Origin of the sequence: Caproicibacter fermentans (genome assembly GCF_014303955.1) — a bacterium.
In the GTDB taxonomy this organism is placed as follows: Bacteria; Bacillota; Clostridia; order Oscillospirales; family Acutalibacteraceae; genus Caproicibacter; species Caproicibacter fermentans.
Map to the genome: position 1 here is coordinate 504450 of NZ_CP060286.1, position 14920 is coordinate 519369.

The window sequence follows — 14920 nt, forward strand, 5'->3', positions numbered from 1 at the left end:
AGTAGTAATGCGGGTTTGCTGGCTATCATAGTTCCCAACGGCAACGTTTTGGCAACACTGATTCCAAGATTCATAAAAAGAGCTAACTGATTTTAACCGATCAGTTAGCTCTTTTTTAGGCTCTATGTCAATAGTTGTGACCTGAGCCCCGAAAACTGAGCCAATAGAAAAGTTAGTCACAATATGATAAAATGCAGATGGAGTGATTAACATGAAGAAACGGTTCAGTGAGGAACAGATCATCAGGATTCTAAAAGAACATGAAGCAGGTAAAAAAGCGACGGATATTGTTCGAGAATATAATATTTCTGAACAGACATTTTACCGTTGGAAAAGCAAATACGGCGGGATGGATGTCAGCGAAGCAAAGCATTTAAAGCAACTGGAAGAAGAAAACCGCCAATTAAAAGAACTAGTGGCAAACCTTACTCTGGATAATCACATTCTAAAGAACGTCCTCGCAAAAAACGGATAAAGCCTGCCGAGAAGCGTCACATTGCGGAAGAGATACAGCAAACGTACCAGCTAAGTGAGCGCAGAGCGTGCAGGCTGTTGGATTTTGGCCGAAGCAGCAAACGATATGTTCCGGTGGATAAAACAGAAGATAAAGAAATAACAGACCGGTTAACACAGTTGGCAAGTCGATGGAAACGCTTCGGCTACCGGCGTTTGCATGTTATGCTCCAACGGGAAAACGTCTATATCAACCATAAAAGAACATACCGACTGTACAAAGAAGCCGGATTGACCTTGAAAAAGCGGAGTAAAAAGAAGAAATACGAAAAGCGTGGAATGCCGGACAGAACATCCCTGTTAGCAAATTCCAGATGGTCAATGGATTTTGTTTCTGATCGTACCCGATCCGGAAACCACATTCGAGTCTTAACTGTAATTGATGAAGCCACACGGGAATGCCTAGCGTTGGAAGTGGACAGCTCCATCACAGGGAAAAGAGTTGCAGCCGTACTCAACCGCATTGCCCTGTTTCGCGGCCTTCCCAAAGAGATTCTAACGGACAATGGTTCTGAATTCACAGGGAACGCACTAAACGTATGGAGTTACGACCACCATGTAGAACATGTTTTTACTGATCCCGGTCACCCGACCCAAAACGGATATATCGAAAGTTTTAATGGAAAGCTTCGGGATGAATGTTTAAACCAAAACTTGTTTAAAAATCTCTATGAGGCCAAAGAAATCATTGAAGACTGGCGAAATGAATATAACCACCTTCGCCCACACAGTTCTCTGGATAATTTGACGCCGGCAGAATACGCCATGAAAATCTCAGGTGATTACTAACTTTCTATCTGGACGGCTTTTGGGGGCAGGTCAGTTGGGGGTAACCTAAAATGGAAGCAATGGATGGAGCGGCACTAAGCCGCTCCTTTTTGCGTTGAATTACTAAACATGTGCAGAATTCGATTGCGAAAACGACGGAAATTGCGGTAGCCATAAGCGTTGCGTTTCAGAACTTTAATCTTGTTGTTAGCCCCTTCGGTAAAGCCGTTGGTGTAAGGACAATCGAATGAGTTAAGAATGCCTTTTGACCATCGTACCATTGTATTGCCGCAGTCAACGAATTTTGGAAGGCCACTATTTTGAGCAGCCATAATCCAACGAGAGAGGGATGCTCGGGCGAATTCACTGTCGGCAGAGTCAAGGAAGAAGGAAGAACTGTTCTTTTAGGGAATAGGCTGCCAGCAGACTGCTGCTGGTATAAAGCATAAGGTCAACCTGCTGCTTTTGCTCCGGAGTAAGAAATTTGTATCGCTTGTTCAGCAAGGCCCGAGAGTGTTTAAAGTAAATTCTGCGGGTCTTGCTGAATTTTTTTTGTTCGTCTTTCCGAACGGCTTCAAAAGCCCAAAACACCTGGCGTATAAAGTGATATTTGTCGATGACATACACGGCATTTTTGAAATATGTCTGTGCGATATCTGCATAGGTACTCCACATGTCGCTGACAAAATGTTTTGTTTGGGAACGGTCAAGCTGACTGAAATACTCTGTAAGCTGATGGCTGTAACGGGTAGGCAGGATATCAAGAATTCGATGATGAACCGGGTCCGTCAGTATGCATTGGTATTTTTCTGTGTCTGTATTGCCTTTGAACTCATCAATTGATACAACTTCGGGTAATTGCTGTGGTTTTCCGTAATTGATACAATCAAACACACGGATGATGGTTGAAACAGAAAGGCTTACTTCGTGGGCCACACTGGTAAAGGAACGTACGTCGGAGAGGTTTGAAATGATATACGCGGCTAAACGGCTTGTTATGCGGTAATATCGCGGCAGAAATGAGTTATCTTCAAAGAAACGCTTTCCACAGAAAGGGCAGAGATACCGGCGCTTTCGGAGAATCAGAACGGTATGTTTACCAAAGGCGGGAATGTCTTTGACTGGCTGCCAACGGTAATCATGGATATGATTGGTCTGATGACCGCAACAGGGACAGGAATGTGGCTTTCGTGGCAATTCAATAACAATTTCCGTTTGATCAGGCAATTGCCTCACTTTTTTTACGATTACCTCTTTTAATCCAAGCAGTTTTTCGGTAGAATGATTACAGAGCATATCGATAGCCTCCAAAAATGGTGATGTGGTAATTTCCATTTTAAAGGTTTTTCATCGAATATGCTCTGTTTTTTGTTTCTTCTCAGGCTCTATTCGTTACACCCCAACATTTATTATAGAGCCCTTTTTTATTTGATTGCTTCATTTAGACGAATTTGTTTTTTCCTTATCCATTAAAGCTAAAATAGCCTCTTTGTTTTGTCTTGCTTCAATTTCGGGAAAGGTATAGCGCCAAGCATCATATTCCTCTTTGGTAATTTCGCCTTTTTGTAGTTTTTGGGCTTCCTCATACCATAATCTAAGGCCTTTAGATATTGACCCATCATTTCCATTAGGAATAATGCAATAATGATAATCAATTAAATCAGGCTTAAATCCGTATATATCTTCTAATGCAAAAAAAGTATGCATCAATCCTACATCTGTGTCAATGTTCGGCACATTCAATGCATCAGAACGAACATCTAAAGCATCGGCAATCAGATTAACCATATCCCCTTTGGGCGTTCTTGTACCGGATTCGTATTGAGCAATGCGAATATCAGCAGTTCTTTTATTAAATCCAATCATCATACCTAGTAATTTCTGTGTCATGCCTCGAAGTTTTCGAATATATCGAATTCGTTCGCCAATCGCCATAACCATCTATCCTCCCTGTCCATGTGAGATGAAATCCATGAAATGATTATAACGTATTTGTTTAGGAATCGTCAAGATATATTAAACAAAGAGTTAAATATTCTAGGCACATTCCTATTGACATAATCAAATATGCTTAGTATAATGAGAACATTAAACATAATAGTTTAATTATTGCCTTTCGGATGTCAAACAGTTAATTCCCAAGAAAACAATAAGGCCATTATTAAAAACGAGCCTTCCAACCAAGGAAAAGTGGAAGAACGATAGCAACATATGGGAAAGGAAGTGAGTTTTATGAGTGATTTCTTTATGGGAGTGGATGAGGTTGCCAAAGAATTGGAAGTCTCCAAGTCCTTTGCCTATAAAGTCATGCGCGAACTTAATACCGAACTGAAAAAGAAGGGCTATTTGACCGTTTCCGGTAAAGTAGCCGAAAGTATTTTTTGGAAAAGTTGTGTTACGGTGAATCCAAAAGCGAAAAGGAGTGATACAGGTGGCTGCTTATAAAGAGCCCCAAAAAAACACATGGCGCGTAGTTTACCGCTATACCAACTGGAAAGGAGAAAGGAAACAGACCCAGAAACGTGGGTTCCAAACCAAAAGAGAGGCCCTTGCATGGGAACATGAACAACTACAGAAGGTAAAAGCCGATTTGGACATGACATTTGAAAGTTTCGTGTCGGTTTACACAGAGGATATGCAAAACCGCATGAAGGAAAATACTTGGGCCACCAAGGAACATATTATCCGTACCAAACTGGTTCCGTTCTTTGGAAAGCGAAAAATGAGTGAAATTCAGCCGAAAGACATTATCACTTGGCAAAATACCATGATTCGGTATCGAAACGAGCATGACAAGCCTTATTCGCCGGTTTATCTGAAAACACTCCACAACCAACTTAGTTGCCTTTTCAATCATGCAGTGAAATATTATGGGCTTTCCCAAAATCCAGCAGCTAAAGTTGGTAACATGGGAAAGGCGAAAAACCGAGAAATGCAGTTCTGGACAAAAGACGAGTACTTGAAATTCGCCGATGCCATGATGGACAAGCCGATGTCTTACTATGCGTTTGAAATGCTGTACTGGTGTGGCATCCGGGAAGGTGAGTTGCTGGCTTTAACGCCCACCGACTTCGATTTCAAGAAGAATATGCTTTCCATCACAAAATCCTATCAACGACTGAAAGGCAAGGACTTGATTACGACGCCGAAGACACCAAAAAGCAACCGAGTGATTAAGATGCCCCAGTTCTTGAGTGATGAAATGCAGGATTTTATTAAGACTTTATATGGGATTCAGCCAACAGACCGCATTTTTACTATCACGAAATATTATCTTCACCATGAAATGAAACGGGGCGCGGCAACTACAGGGGTAAAACGTATCCGCATCCATGATTTGAGGCATTCACACGTATCGCTGCTGATTGAAATGGGCTTTTCTGCCGTGGCTATCGCCGATCGGCTAGGCCACGAGAGCATTGAAATTACATATAACTACGCCCATCTGTTTCCGTCAGAGCAAAAAGAAATGGCGGATAAGCTGGATATTGAGCGTACTGGAAGGAGTGCTAAAGATGTCCCTGAAAAATCGTGATGAAAAGAACCGCCGGAGAAATAAGACTGTCGCGTTTCGGGTTTCACCGGAGGAAGACGAGCAGATTGAAACAGCTGTTCGGCTTTCCGGTCTAACTAAGCAGGACTATATTATCCGGCGGCTTCAATACCGCAATATTGTGGTAATTGGTAACCCAAGAGTCTATAAGGCACTTCGGAATCAGCTCGCGGCAGTGCTTACTGAGTTGCAGCGGATTAGCGCCGAACCAATCAGCAGTAAACTACTGGACACGATTCAGCTGATTGCTGTCGCCATGAACGGAATGAAGGAGGACCGATAAAATGGGTTTTTCCCAAGAAAAAACGACTACCCTTGATTCGTCTGTTGGCGCAGACGATGGGCAGTCGCTTCAAAATATCACTGACAAAATTATAGCAGATGAGGATTCGGAAAGCAAGGAGACCGAAAAGTATTTGGAAGCGTATCAGCGCGATGTACTCCGCATGATGGATCCAGCTTACCTTCACACGGTTTCCATGAACGAACTTTATGAAACAATATATTCGAGCCGACCGCCGCTAATTGACGGGGTTGCTCTATCCAGGTACATACCTGTTTGTGGGTGCTCCGAAACTCGGCAAGAGTTTCTTCATGGCACAGCTTGCTTACCACATCAGCACGGGACTAGCGCTCTGGAAATTTCCCGTAAAACAAGGTACAGTGTTATATCTGGCGCTTGAAGATGATTATAAACGGCTGCAGGAGCGTTTGTTTCGGATGTTTGGCACAGCCAGCGCAGAAAATCTCTACTTCTCTATTTCCGCAAGGCAACTTGGAAACGGCTTGGAAGAACAGCTCCAGAGATTCACGCAAGAGCATGCCGGGACGAATCTGATTATTATTGATACGTTGCAGAAAATCCGAGAGATCGGCGGAGATTCTTATAGCTACGCGAACGACTATGAAATTATCACGAGACTTAAACAGTTTGCAAACGATTCCGGTGTTTGTCTGTTGTTGGTGCATCATACCCGAAAGCAGCAAGCGAATGATCAATTCGATATGATTTCTGGCACCAACGGTTTGCTGGGCGCGGCGGATGGTGCTTTTCTATTGCAAAAGGAAAAGCGCACGAGCAACAACGCTACGCTGGATATATCCGGACGTGACCAGCAGGATCAGCGCCTGTATCTCAAGCGCGATCCGGAGACATTAGCGTGGATACTGGAAAAAGCTGAAACGGAATTATGGCGTGAACCACCCGATCCCATATTGGAGGCGGTCGCTTCGGTTGTGACGGAAGTACATCAGGTTTGGAACGGAACCCCAACTGAACTTGTAAACCAGTTGAGGCTGGATATGAAGCCGAACGCATTGACCTTGCGGTTGAATGTAAAAGCCGAGAGATTACTCCAAGAGTATGGAGTTCGTTATGAAAGTAGCCGAAATCATTCGGGCAGAAATATTTGCCTGACATTGGAAAAGCAATAAAGTGTGACGATGGTGACGGTCGTGACGGTGTTTCAGATAGGAGGTTCGATATTCCAAACATCGACACCATCGTCACAATCGTCACGGGAGGTTTGAGAGAGGTTAGAAAGAGCGGCTGGGTTGTCGTGAATGGTGAGATGATCAAAACTTGTGCCATTTGCCGGAGTCGGAGAAAGTCGGAATTCTCAAAGATTCAATTGCGGGTGAATCAGAAGAATCGGGGAGAAAGATCCGGTGGATTTTCTCTCAAAAATGGAGCAAGGCCGTAGGCTGATTCTATTCTAACCCTACTGGCGAGCACTGCAAGTGTGTACACATTTGCCAATTTTAGGGACCGTGCCCTAAGACCCAGTTTATGAAAACAAAAGAGGCGGAGCAAAGATGCGGGAAAGAAATGTTCAAATTAAGTTTTTCCTTTCACCGAAAGAGGCAGAATTCATAGAAAAGAAAATGCAGGAGGCGGGAATCAGAAATAAAAGCGCTTACCTTCGGAAGATGGCGCTAGATGGGTATATTATTCGCATAGATTTTACGGAGTTACAGAAGTTCATCGACGCTTTAAGCAGAATCGGTAACAACCTGAATCAGATAGCAAAAGTGGCAAATACATACGGGGAAGTATCCATGCCTGTAGTGCACGAGTTCGAGGCTGAGGCAATGAAAATTTTATATCAGGCTGAAAAGTCAATCAAATGGTTGTATGGAAAATGAAAAACAGCACCTTGATCCAGCAAGGTAGTCAGTAAAGTGCTGTAAATCGGTTAAGATGATGAAATGTAAGCAAAACAGACAAAAGATAAATCTGCCATAAATTACATAATATAACTTGACATAAATGAAAATTGTGCTAAACTATAAATTAATATACAGAATAATTGTTCTACTTTATTTTCTACTTATCACAAATGTATATATGAAAATTTTCGTGACCTTCACATTACTGTTTTCTTATGCTTATTTTTCAGGTAACTGCTGATTAATATTTGCTTTATGAAGTGAGGAAAGTAAAATGAGCATTCCGTTTGTAATATTATTCCGTACTCCAAATGGATATTATTTTTTTGACGTTAATAAAAATGAGTTCGTTAATGTCCAAAAGTCTTCTTTTCAATATTTGGAGCGTTTGCTTAACGGTGAAAAATCGACGGAACCTATCCCAGAGGAATTAGCTAAATTGCAAGGCTGTGGCTATCTTGCCACCAAGAGTTCAGTGGAGGAAATACGTCACCCATATTCAAAATTTATTTCGACGTTTTTGGATCGCAAATTGCCTAAAATAACGCTTCAATTAACCCAGAATTGCAATTTCCGCTGTAAATATTGCGTTTATTCAGAAGAGCATAATATGAAACAGCGTACTCATTCTAATAAACGAATGAGCTGGGAAACAGCAAAAAAGGCTGTCGATTTTCTGCTGGCTCATTCTGCAGACAGCCCTGACGTAAATATAGGATTTTATGGTGGGGAACCATTACTTGAGTTTCCTTTTATTCAGCAAATTGTGGAATATTCCGAACGTGTTTTTTCCGGTAAAAAACTTACGTTTAATATTACGACGAACGGCTCTTTACTTACTGACGAGATCATACGTTATTTTGAGAAACATGATGTATCATTAATGATTAGTTTGGATGGCCCAAAAGAAATCAATGATAAAAATCGTGTCTTTGCAGATGGCCGCGGCACTTTCGAGACAGTAATGGATCATATCGCGCGGGTGAGAGAGATAGCACCAAAATATGCGGAAAAATTGCAAATCAGCATGGTGATGGATCCGTTGGATGACTTTGATTGTATTAATGCTATTTGTTTAGAAGGTCATGATATTAATCAGCTGAACATCATGGCGTCAATTGTCGATCAAGAATATGATGGGAAAGAAACAGAGTTTTCCGAGGCTTATACATACAAATTTGAATACCAGCGCTTTTTATCAATCCTTTCTGCATTGAATCGGTTCCCTAAAAGCAAAGTTTCGCCAATTGTGTATCATACAATTGCTTCGACAATTGCCGATAATGTAAAATTTGATGCTGTTCGCGGGTTACGAAAAATTGATGCGCCTTCCGGACCTTGTGTACCTGGACAAATGCGTTTATTTATTGATACATCAGGACGATTTTTCCCATGTGAGCGCGTGAGTGAAAAATCGCCTGCAATGTGTATCGGAAGATTGGATAAGGGCTTTGATTTTGAGCAAACCGACCACTTGTTAAATATTGCCAAGCTAACAGAAAAGACTTGTAAAAATTGCTGGTGCTTTCGTTATTGCACAATTTGCGCAAAGAAGTGTGACGTAGGAGCTTCGGAATTATCGGGCGATGCAAAACTATCATTTTGTCAGGAATCAAAGGATATGGCTTACAGCAAGTTGAGACAATATCTTCTTTTCAGAGAACTGCCTTTTTTCTATGCTGATCAGACTCGTTTGGTAAGGAAAGAAGGAACTGTAGCATGAGAATACCGGTTGCGTTGTATCCTTATTGTTCTCAGCTGTTGCCGATTGTCAAAACATTTGAAGAATTACAGTCAAAATATGCATTGAAGAGATTGATTTCACCTCCTGGTTTTGGATTAATTGGCAAGGATGCCGGTTATGCGTCGAATCAAATTACTGTTGGGATGAATGTCGATTCGGATTGTGATTTTTCTACTCCTGAATGGGAAGTCCTTTTTGTTATTAAAACGGTTGGCAGCGAGAGTATCAGCGATGAATTGCTGGAAAATGTCATAAAAAAAGCTATTCAATCCAATAAAAGTGTCGCCATGTTTGATAATGAGTGTAGCTCAATTCCGGAATATATCCGTATTTTGCAGAATATTTATCCTGATAAGATAGAGACTCATATGGGTAATTTACAGAAACCGGTTTCATGCGACAATGCGGATCGCAGTACCTATTATCATTTCAATGTTCCAGTCATCCTTGTGGGTGGGTTGGTGGAGGAAGCGGATACCCTTGAAGTTTTACTCCATCTGGCATCTGAGTTCCGGAAAAGCGGAACATTTCCCAGTGTCATTACAAACAGCCCTCTCGCAGATATATTTGGATTTCATAATATAACCCCTATCTTTCAAAAGCATGATTTAACAGAATCTCAAAAAATCTCGGAACTTAATTTTATTCTTCACGGGATTCAGGACGACGAAAGGCCCGATGTAATTTTGATGGAAGCTCCGGACGCGGTGATACGGTACAATGATTTTGCGCTAAATGGTTTTGGCATACATTCCTACATGCTTTGTCAGGCCATTGATCCAGATTATTTTATTTGTTGTGTGCCTTGTGAATTGGCGGTTGGAAATTTTTTGGATGCACTCAGCGCAGATTTTACATATCGGTTAGGTTGTCCAATTCATGCTGCTCATGTCAGCAATTTGATTATCGATTCACTGAATCTCATACAAACGCATCAAATTTCCTATATCCATGCCGATTTAAAAACTGTTCGGCAACAGATTATGAATCAGAGCAAAGGGTCTTCCATCCCATTGTTCAATGTTGTGGATGATCAGGGAGAGGCATTATATCAATATTTATGTGAGATTATGACTATTTGAAAAAAATGAAAAGAGGAGTTGAAAGTGAACGGTGAAAGTACTGAAATTCGGAAAATGGTTATAAATATTTTATATGAAAAATTCGATATCCCCAATTCATACTTGAACCTGGAATATTGGAGTCAGCCGTTGACGGGAAATGTTTTTCATTTTTCCGGTGTTGATTTGACGTATTTGTTCTTTGAAGTCGAGAAGGTTTATCATATCCATATCAATAGTAGCGATTTAGAGGACTATGCGTTTTCTTCAATTAATAAAATATCAGAAATTGTTCAGCGATATGTTAGTTAGATAATCCATTGCAAATCTCGCTAGTCTTATTACACGACTACAACTTCCTACCCCATATTTTAAAGGAGGTTCAAAAGATGGCTATTTTAAAGAAACAGTCGTCCCAATCAAATTCCGTTGAAGCGTATGCCGTTTGTGCGTGCATGAATTCTTTGTGTAGTTGTGACTGTTATTGTGGTTGTGGATGCAGTAATGCTTCACTGTTCCAAAGTACAGCAAACGACACAAAGAATAGTACCTATACTTCAAGATATTCATCTTCATCTTTACACACTGGTTCAGTAGCTAACCTGCATGCATCATAAAAAGCAGTTGTAGCATGGTTCTGTTCGTTCAGAATTCCAGGGGTAGGTAACTTGCAACACGGCGACGCCTTAATACTTTAAGACGTCACCGCGTTTTATAAAAATACAGAAATAAGGATCAGTTTCCAGGAGGCAGAAAATATGAAACCGAACGTTTTCTTAAAATCACTGACGCGCCAGCCGTTTCGCGCGCTGCTTTTGTTTCTGCTGACCGGGCTGATTTCCTTCGCGGCCGTTTCCCAGGTGACGGAGTACTTATTGATCCGGGAAAAGACGAATGCGCTTGGCACCTATTACCATACAATTGGCTCGTTACAGACAGGCAATAAAGACGGCAACGTTTTTAAGGGTGCGGGATTGGTTTCAAAAAGTCCTTATGTAGTTTTGGAAGACCGGCGTAGGTATTGTTCCGGTGTACTTCAAGGAGGGCTTTATAATGCGGATGCAGATGGAGCTATGAGCGATAAGAATGAAGTGGACGACAATAAGGGCCCAGTGAAAGAGGTACAACTCGGTATTCATGTTAGCGACGTGATTGCATATGCTAAATTGCTTTTTAAGGTTCATGTGTCCCCTGAGACTGGAAATAAAAATTCTGCAGAGGAATACTATCTTACCTTCCGGGTAAATAAAGTCGTGGCGGGATATCCGGAATATGTGGAAGAGGACAAAACGATTAAGCTTTCCTACGTGCCGAAAAAAGCAGGCGAAGTGAATACAACTTTCGATTCTCTCAAAGAGGGAAAAGAATATTTGATTAGAGCATATTTTGATCCATGGCGCAATCCCATAGTTGCTTCCTGGAATAAGAATGCAGGCGACTGGCTGACATGGAAACCGTTGACTGACAGCGGACTTTGGGTCCTGCCGGTAGAACCGGGAAAAACAGTTGATTTCAATATACCGGAGCTGAAAGAGTTCAAGAATGACTTGGATGTATTGCGGGAAAATCAGCATGCCATGGATGTTCGGGGAACAAAAGATATGAGCACTATGCCGGATACACAGGAATCTGCCAAACAGCTTTATCTGGTGCAGGGACGCTGGCTGGACCGGGAAGACGATTTGAAAGCTAACCGCGTGTGCGTAGTTAACAGCAGTTTTGCAAAATTGCGCGGCCTCTCTGTAGGAAGCTCGATAACACTAAAAATGAGAGATCTCAAACAAAATGCATGGGGGTATATTATTGCTGGAGATGATTGGAAGTCGTGGAAAACTGAAAAAACTTATTTAGAAACTTTCAAAATTGTTGGATTATATGGATTTTTGAGCGAGAATTATCCACTTACGATATATACTAATGCGCTTTATATCCCGGATTCCTGTTTGCCGGCCGGATACGGTGAAACGAAAAACGAACTTTACTTTTCTAATTACAGTTTTGTGTTGAAGTCTTACCGCGATAAAGACGCTTTTCTCGCGGAAGATCGCAATAAACTTGCCGCGATGGGCATGACCGTTACCTTTATGGATAACGGTTCAGCAAACTTCTGGTCTTCCGCCGATTCACTGAAGTTTTCCACGCTGCTCAGCGCCGTGGTTTTCTGCGTGGTGCTGCTGCTGGCTTTCGGACTGTCGGTTTTTCTGTACTTGCGCCCGCGGCGCAAAGAGTTTGCCATTCAGCGTGCACTTGGAAAGCCCTGCCGTTCAGCGGCTTTCCAAATGGCATGGCCATTCATCTTGCTGGGGATTGTTGGAATATTCCTTGGTGGAGCAATTGGGTGGAATTATGCGTTCAAGGCGGCGTCAAAGTCCTTAGCAGGTCTGCAAACAACAGCTAGCGCGGCGGTAGCTCCCGCCAGCTTACCCATTGGCTGGATGTTTCTGTTGTGCAGTTGTATTCTGGTGCTGCTTGTCTTCTTCACTTGGATCGGGACATTTTCGGTAAGCAGGCGCCCAGTACTTGAATTGCTACAGGGCACTTCACGGGGCGGCACGGGAAACAGAAAAAGCCGCAAATTGAGGCATTAATCCAAAATACAGGAGGAAAGCCGTATGTCTGAATTGACGCTTGAGCATGTGAGCTACCGCTATAAGAATGGGGAGCGCCTTGCGCTGAACGATGTTTCCTGCACGTTTGAAGGTGGGAAACTGTATGCCGTTGTAGGTCCTTCCGGCAGCGGAAAAACGACTCTTCTTTCCATTATGGCCGGGCTGGATCAGCCCTCGTCAGGAAAAGTACTTGTTGATGGTGAAGATCTGAAAATGCTCGATCAGGATCGCTACCGTCGAGAAAGGACGTCAATGATTTTTCAAGCTTTTCAATTATTTCCTTTGCTCACAGTTCTTGAAAACGTTTGTTACCCGATGGAAATGAACAATGTGCCAGTTGCACAGGCAAAAAAACGTGCCAAGGAACTTCTGACTTCAGTGGAAATTGCGGATGAAAAGCAGAAACGCTTTCCTTCGAATCTTTCAGGAGGGGAGCAGCAACGTGTGGCGATTGCCAGAGCCTTGGCTTCCGGTGCGCAGATTATACTGGCAGACGAACCTACCGGAAATTTGGATGTAGATAATGGGAAACGAGTTATGGATATTCTGCGCCGTCTGGCACATGAAAACGCATACTGTGTAATTGTGGTCACTCACGATCTTTCTATCGCAGAAGCCTCCGACCAGGTGTGGCGGATGAGCGACGGAGTATTTCAGGAAAAGACAGTGTGAACGTTTCCATGAAATCGAAAAAGCTAAAGAATTTTTCAGAGTTTTTGCAGACGATTCTGTATTGCATCAGATTATCGTGGGATGCGTCAAAATATTATACGATTATAAGAATCGGTTTGCAAATACTTTCGCCGTTTCTATTGATACTGACGTCTTTTCTCGGAAAATATCTGATCGATTTTTTAACAGGCGCTCAAATGCGGTCTGCTAAGGTACAGTACCGAGCCCTGTTTTTTTTATTTACCTGTATTTTAGCGGTTTCTCTGATTCAAGTACTTAGTACAAAAATCACGCAATATGCCCAGTCTATGCATGACAATATTCTCAATGAAAGAATTGCTCTCATGATTATGGATCGGTCGCTGACTGCCGACTTGGAATATTTCGATAATCCTGACTATCATGATAAGCTTTTAGCTGCTACTAGAGATTCTTCTACTATTGTTCACCTGTTATGGAATGCAATCTCTTGTGTCAGCGCTTTCGTTTCTTTCGTGAGCACGTTTGTAATATTGTGCGGAGCTGATTTTTATTACGGAATTATATTGTCTTTCGCATCAATCCCATCAGCTATTGCAGCAGCTAAATATACAAAATCACTTTATCAGTTAAGCATAGAACAATTGAATGGTGAACGGAAAAAAAGTTATTTTCAGAGCATTGCTGTTGATAAACACTATGCGCAGGATTTACGGTTGTTTAATGCAGGGCCACTGTTAAAAAATAAATATCAAAGAATATGGCAGGAACTTTTTACAAAGCAAAAAAGAGTTAACCGAAAACGAACTGTTTTTACTGCACTATTAGATTGTGTACCGGAAATACTCTCAGTTGCCATTGGAATGGATATTGCTTTTAAAATTGTAAAAGGTTTTGCTACTGTAGGCGATTATTCTTTGTACACAGGTCTGATCAGCCAGCTTTTAGCTGCTATATCAACTCTTTCCTTATCTGTCATGCAAATTTATGATGGTCGGTTGCGTATTGCGAATCTTAGGACTTTGGAAAAATTTGAAAGTCATATTAATAATACCGGTACCAAAGCCCTTGATACGGTGAATTCTATTGAATTTGAACATGTTAGTTTCACTTACCCCGGAACCCAGACAAAAGTATTGGATGATCTAAGCTTTCTTTTAAGTCATAATGAAAAAGTTGCTCTCGTAGGGTTAAACGGATCAGGAAAATCAACATTGATAAAACTTCTCTTAAGAATGTATGAACCGTCGTGTGGGGTAATAAAAATTAATGGCATTGATATACGTGAATATAGTTTAAGTAGTTTACGCACAAATTTCAGCGTATATTTTCAAGATATGAACAATTATTGTTTCACGTTGCAAGAAAATATAACCATTGCGGATAGTAGCCAACAACTGGATGAAATTCACATTCTTAGTGCTTTGCAAAGTAGTTGTTGCGATGACATTATACAAAAAGCGTCCAAAGGCATGTCTACCAGCATAACTCGCGTCTTTGATCCGGACGGGATTGAATTATCTGGAGGCCAGCATCAGAAGTTGGCCCTTGCAAGGACCCTGTTCCGTCGTTGTACAGCCTTGATTTTGGATGAGCCGTCTTCTAATCTTGATCCAAAAGCGGAGCATGACATTTTTGAATCTCTTCAAGCGTTAACTGATGGAAAAATGACAATTTTTACTTCGCACCGCCTTTCTAACATTTCTCTTGCTGACAGGATTATCGTACTCGAAAATGGTAAAGTCATAGAAGATGGTACACAAGAACAATTGTTAAAGAATAAATGTCGATATGCTGAGCTTTTCCAGTATCAACGAGAAAAATATCAGATTAAGCAAAAATAGGAAAGGCA

Annotated in this window: 15 protein-coding genes; 12 read left to right on the forward strand and 3 right to left on the reverse strand. The window is 41.7% G+C overall.

Going from position 1 to position 14920, the window contains the following annotated elements:
• The first annotated feature begins 211 nt into the window (after positions 1–211).
• Positions 212–1302 (forward strand): IS3 family transposase gene (locus HCR03_RS02445; protein WP_407926813.1). Its coding sequence is split into 2 segments (ribosomal slippage): positions 212–470 and positions 470–1302, totalling 1092 coding nucleotides; the frame shifts between segments, so codons are not numbered across the junction.
• 74 nt (positions 1303–1376) lie between these two features.
• Here HCR03_RS02445 and HCR03_RS20000 read toward each other — a convergent pair.
• The 3 genes from HCR03_RS20000 to HCR03_RS02455 form a co-directional block, all read right to left on the reverse strand.
• The gene (locus HCR03_RS20000; RefSeq protein ID WP_267459208.1) at positions 1377–1613 is read right to left on the reverse strand and encodes a transposase; all 237 of its coding nucleotides are present in this window, start codon (positions 1611–1613) and stop codon (positions 1377–1379) included.
• A gap of 46 nt (positions 1614–1659) precedes the next feature.
• Entirely contained in the window at positions 1660–2577 is a 918-nt protein-coding gene (locus HCR03_RS02450) for an ISL3 family transposase (protein ID WP_267459209.1), read from the reverse strand.
• Positions 2578–2718: 141 nt separating this feature from the next.
• Complete coding sequence (locus tag HCR03_RS02455) at positions 2719–3216, reverse strand: helix-turn-helix domain-containing protein (RefSeq protein WP_187036523.1); 498 nt, start codon at positions 3214–3216, stop codon at positions 2719–2721.
• A gap of 297 nt (positions 3217–3513) precedes the next feature.
• On the opposite strand from HCR03_RS02455, the gene HCR03_RS02460 reads away from it, so the two are divergent.
• The 11 genes from HCR03_RS02460 (at position 3514) to HCR03_RS02510 (ending at position 14912) form a co-directional block, all read left to right on the forward strand.
• A complete protein-coding gene (locus HCR03_RS02460; RefSeq protein WP_228725070.1) occupies positions 3514–3726 on the forward strand; it encodes a DNA-binding protein in 213 nt (70 codons plus the stop codon).
• Positions 3713–4816: a site-specific integrase gene (locus HCR03_RS02465; RefSeq protein WP_187036525.1), complete on the forward strand. Its 1104-nt coding sequence runs from the start codon at positions 3713–3715 to the stop codon at positions 4814–4816. Before HCR03_RS02460 ends, HCR03_RS02465 begins: the two co-directional genes overlap by 14 nt.
• Complete coding sequence (locus HCR03_RS02470; protein WP_187036527.1) at positions 4797–5117, forward strand: plasmid mobilization protein; 321 nt, start codon at positions 4797–4799, stop codon at positions 5115–5117. Before HCR03_RS02465 ends, HCR03_RS02470 begins: the two co-directional genes overlap by 20 nt.
• Positions 5118–5428: 311 nt before the next feature.
• On the forward strand, positions 5429–6268 hold the full coding sequence (locus tag HCR03_RS02475) for a helicase RepA family protein (RefSeq protein WP_456236869.1): 840 nt from the start codon (positions 5429–5431) through the stop codon (positions 6266–6268).
• 381 nt (positions 6269–6649) lie between these two features.
• Positions 6650–6979: a plasmid mobilization protein gene (locus HCR03_RS02480; RefSeq protein WP_187036529.1), complete on the forward strand. Its 330-nt coding sequence runs from the start codon at positions 6650–6652 to the stop codon at positions 6977–6979.
• 298 nt (positions 6980–7277) lie between these two features.
• Positions 7278–8726, forward strand: coding sequence for a Cys-rich peptide radical SAM maturase CcpM (gene ccpM / locus HCR03_RS02485; RefSeq protein ID WP_187036531.1), 1449 nt, complete (start codon positions 7278–7280; stop codon positions 8724–8726).
• Positions 8723–9829 (forward strand): P-loop NTPase family protein, encoded by a 1107-nt coding sequence (locus tag HCR03_RS02490; protein ID WP_187036534.1) that lies wholly within the window; start codon positions 8723–8725, stop codon positions 9827–9829. Before ccpM ends, HCR03_RS02490 begins: the two co-directional genes overlap by 4 nt.
• A gap of 24 nt (positions 9830–9853) precedes the next feature.
• Complete coding sequence (locus tag HCR03_RS02495) at positions 9854–10120, forward strand: hypothetical protein (protein WP_187036536.1); 267 nt, start codon at positions 9854–9856, stop codon at positions 10118–10120.
• Between the two features lie 446 nt (positions 10121–10566).
• Positions 10567–12396, forward strand: coding sequence for an ABC transporter permease (locus HCR03_RS02500; protein WP_187036538.1), 1830 nt, complete (start codon positions 10567–10569; stop codon positions 12394–12396).
• Between the two features lie 24 nt (positions 12397–12420).
• Entirely contained in the window at positions 12421–13089 is a 669-nt protein-coding gene (locus HCR03_RS02505) for an ABC transporter ATP-binding protein (RefSeq protein WP_187036540.1), read from the forward strand.
• Entirely contained in the window at positions 13086–14912 is a 1827-nt protein-coding gene (locus tag HCR03_RS02510) for an ABC transporter ATP-binding protein (RefSeq protein ID WP_187036543.1), read from the forward strand. Before HCR03_RS02505 ends, HCR03_RS02510 begins: the two co-directional genes overlap by 4 nt.
• Positions 14913–14920: the final 8 nt, after the last annotated feature.

Excerpts from the sequence above, each read along its gene's own strand:
- HCR03_RS20000 (WP_267459208.1), bottom strand. The coding sequence starts at position 1,613 with ATGGCTGCTCAAAATAGTGGCCTTCCAAAATTCGTTGACTGCGGCAAT.
- HCR03_RS02450 (WP_267459209.1), bottom strand. The coding sequence starts at position 2,577 with ATGCTCTGTAATCATTCTACCGAAAAACTGCTTGGATTAAAAGAGGTA.
- HCR03_RS02455 (WP_187036523.1), bottom strand. The coding sequence starts at position 3,216 with ATGGCGATTGGCGAACGAATTCGATATATTCGAAAACTTCGAGGCATG.
- HCR03_RS02460 (WP_228725070.1), top strand. The coding sequence starts at position 3,514 with ATGAGTGATTTCTTTATGGGAGTGGATGAGGTTGCCAAAGAATTGGAA.
- HCR03_RS02470 (WP_187036527.1), top strand. The coding sequence starts at position 4,797 with ATGTCCCTGAAAAATCGTGATGAAAAGAACCGCCGGAGAAATAAGACT.
- HCR03_RS02475 (WP_456236869.1), top strand. The coding sequence starts at position 5,429 with ATGGCACAGCTTGCTTACCACATCAGCACGGGACTAGCGCTCTGGAAA.
- HCR03_RS02480 (WP_187036529.1), top strand. The coding sequence starts at position 6,650 with ATGCGGGAAAGAAATGTTCAAATTAAGTTTTTCCTTTCACCGAAAGAG.
- ccpM (WP_187036531.1), top strand. The coding sequence starts at position 7,278 with ATGAGCATTCCGTTTGTAATATTATTCCGTACTCCAAATGGATATTAT.
- HCR03_RS02490 (WP_187036534.1), top strand. The coding sequence starts at position 8,723 with ATGAGAATACCGGTTGCGTTGTATCCTTATTGTTCTCAGCTGTTGCCG.
- HCR03_RS02500 (WP_187036538.1), top strand. The coding sequence starts at position 10,567 with ATGAAACCGAACGTTTTCTTAAAATCACTGACGCGCCAGCCGTTTCGC.
- HCR03_RS02505 (WP_187036540.1), top strand. The coding sequence starts at position 12,421 with ATGTCTGAATTGACGCTTGAGCATGTGAGCTACCGCTATAAGAATGGG.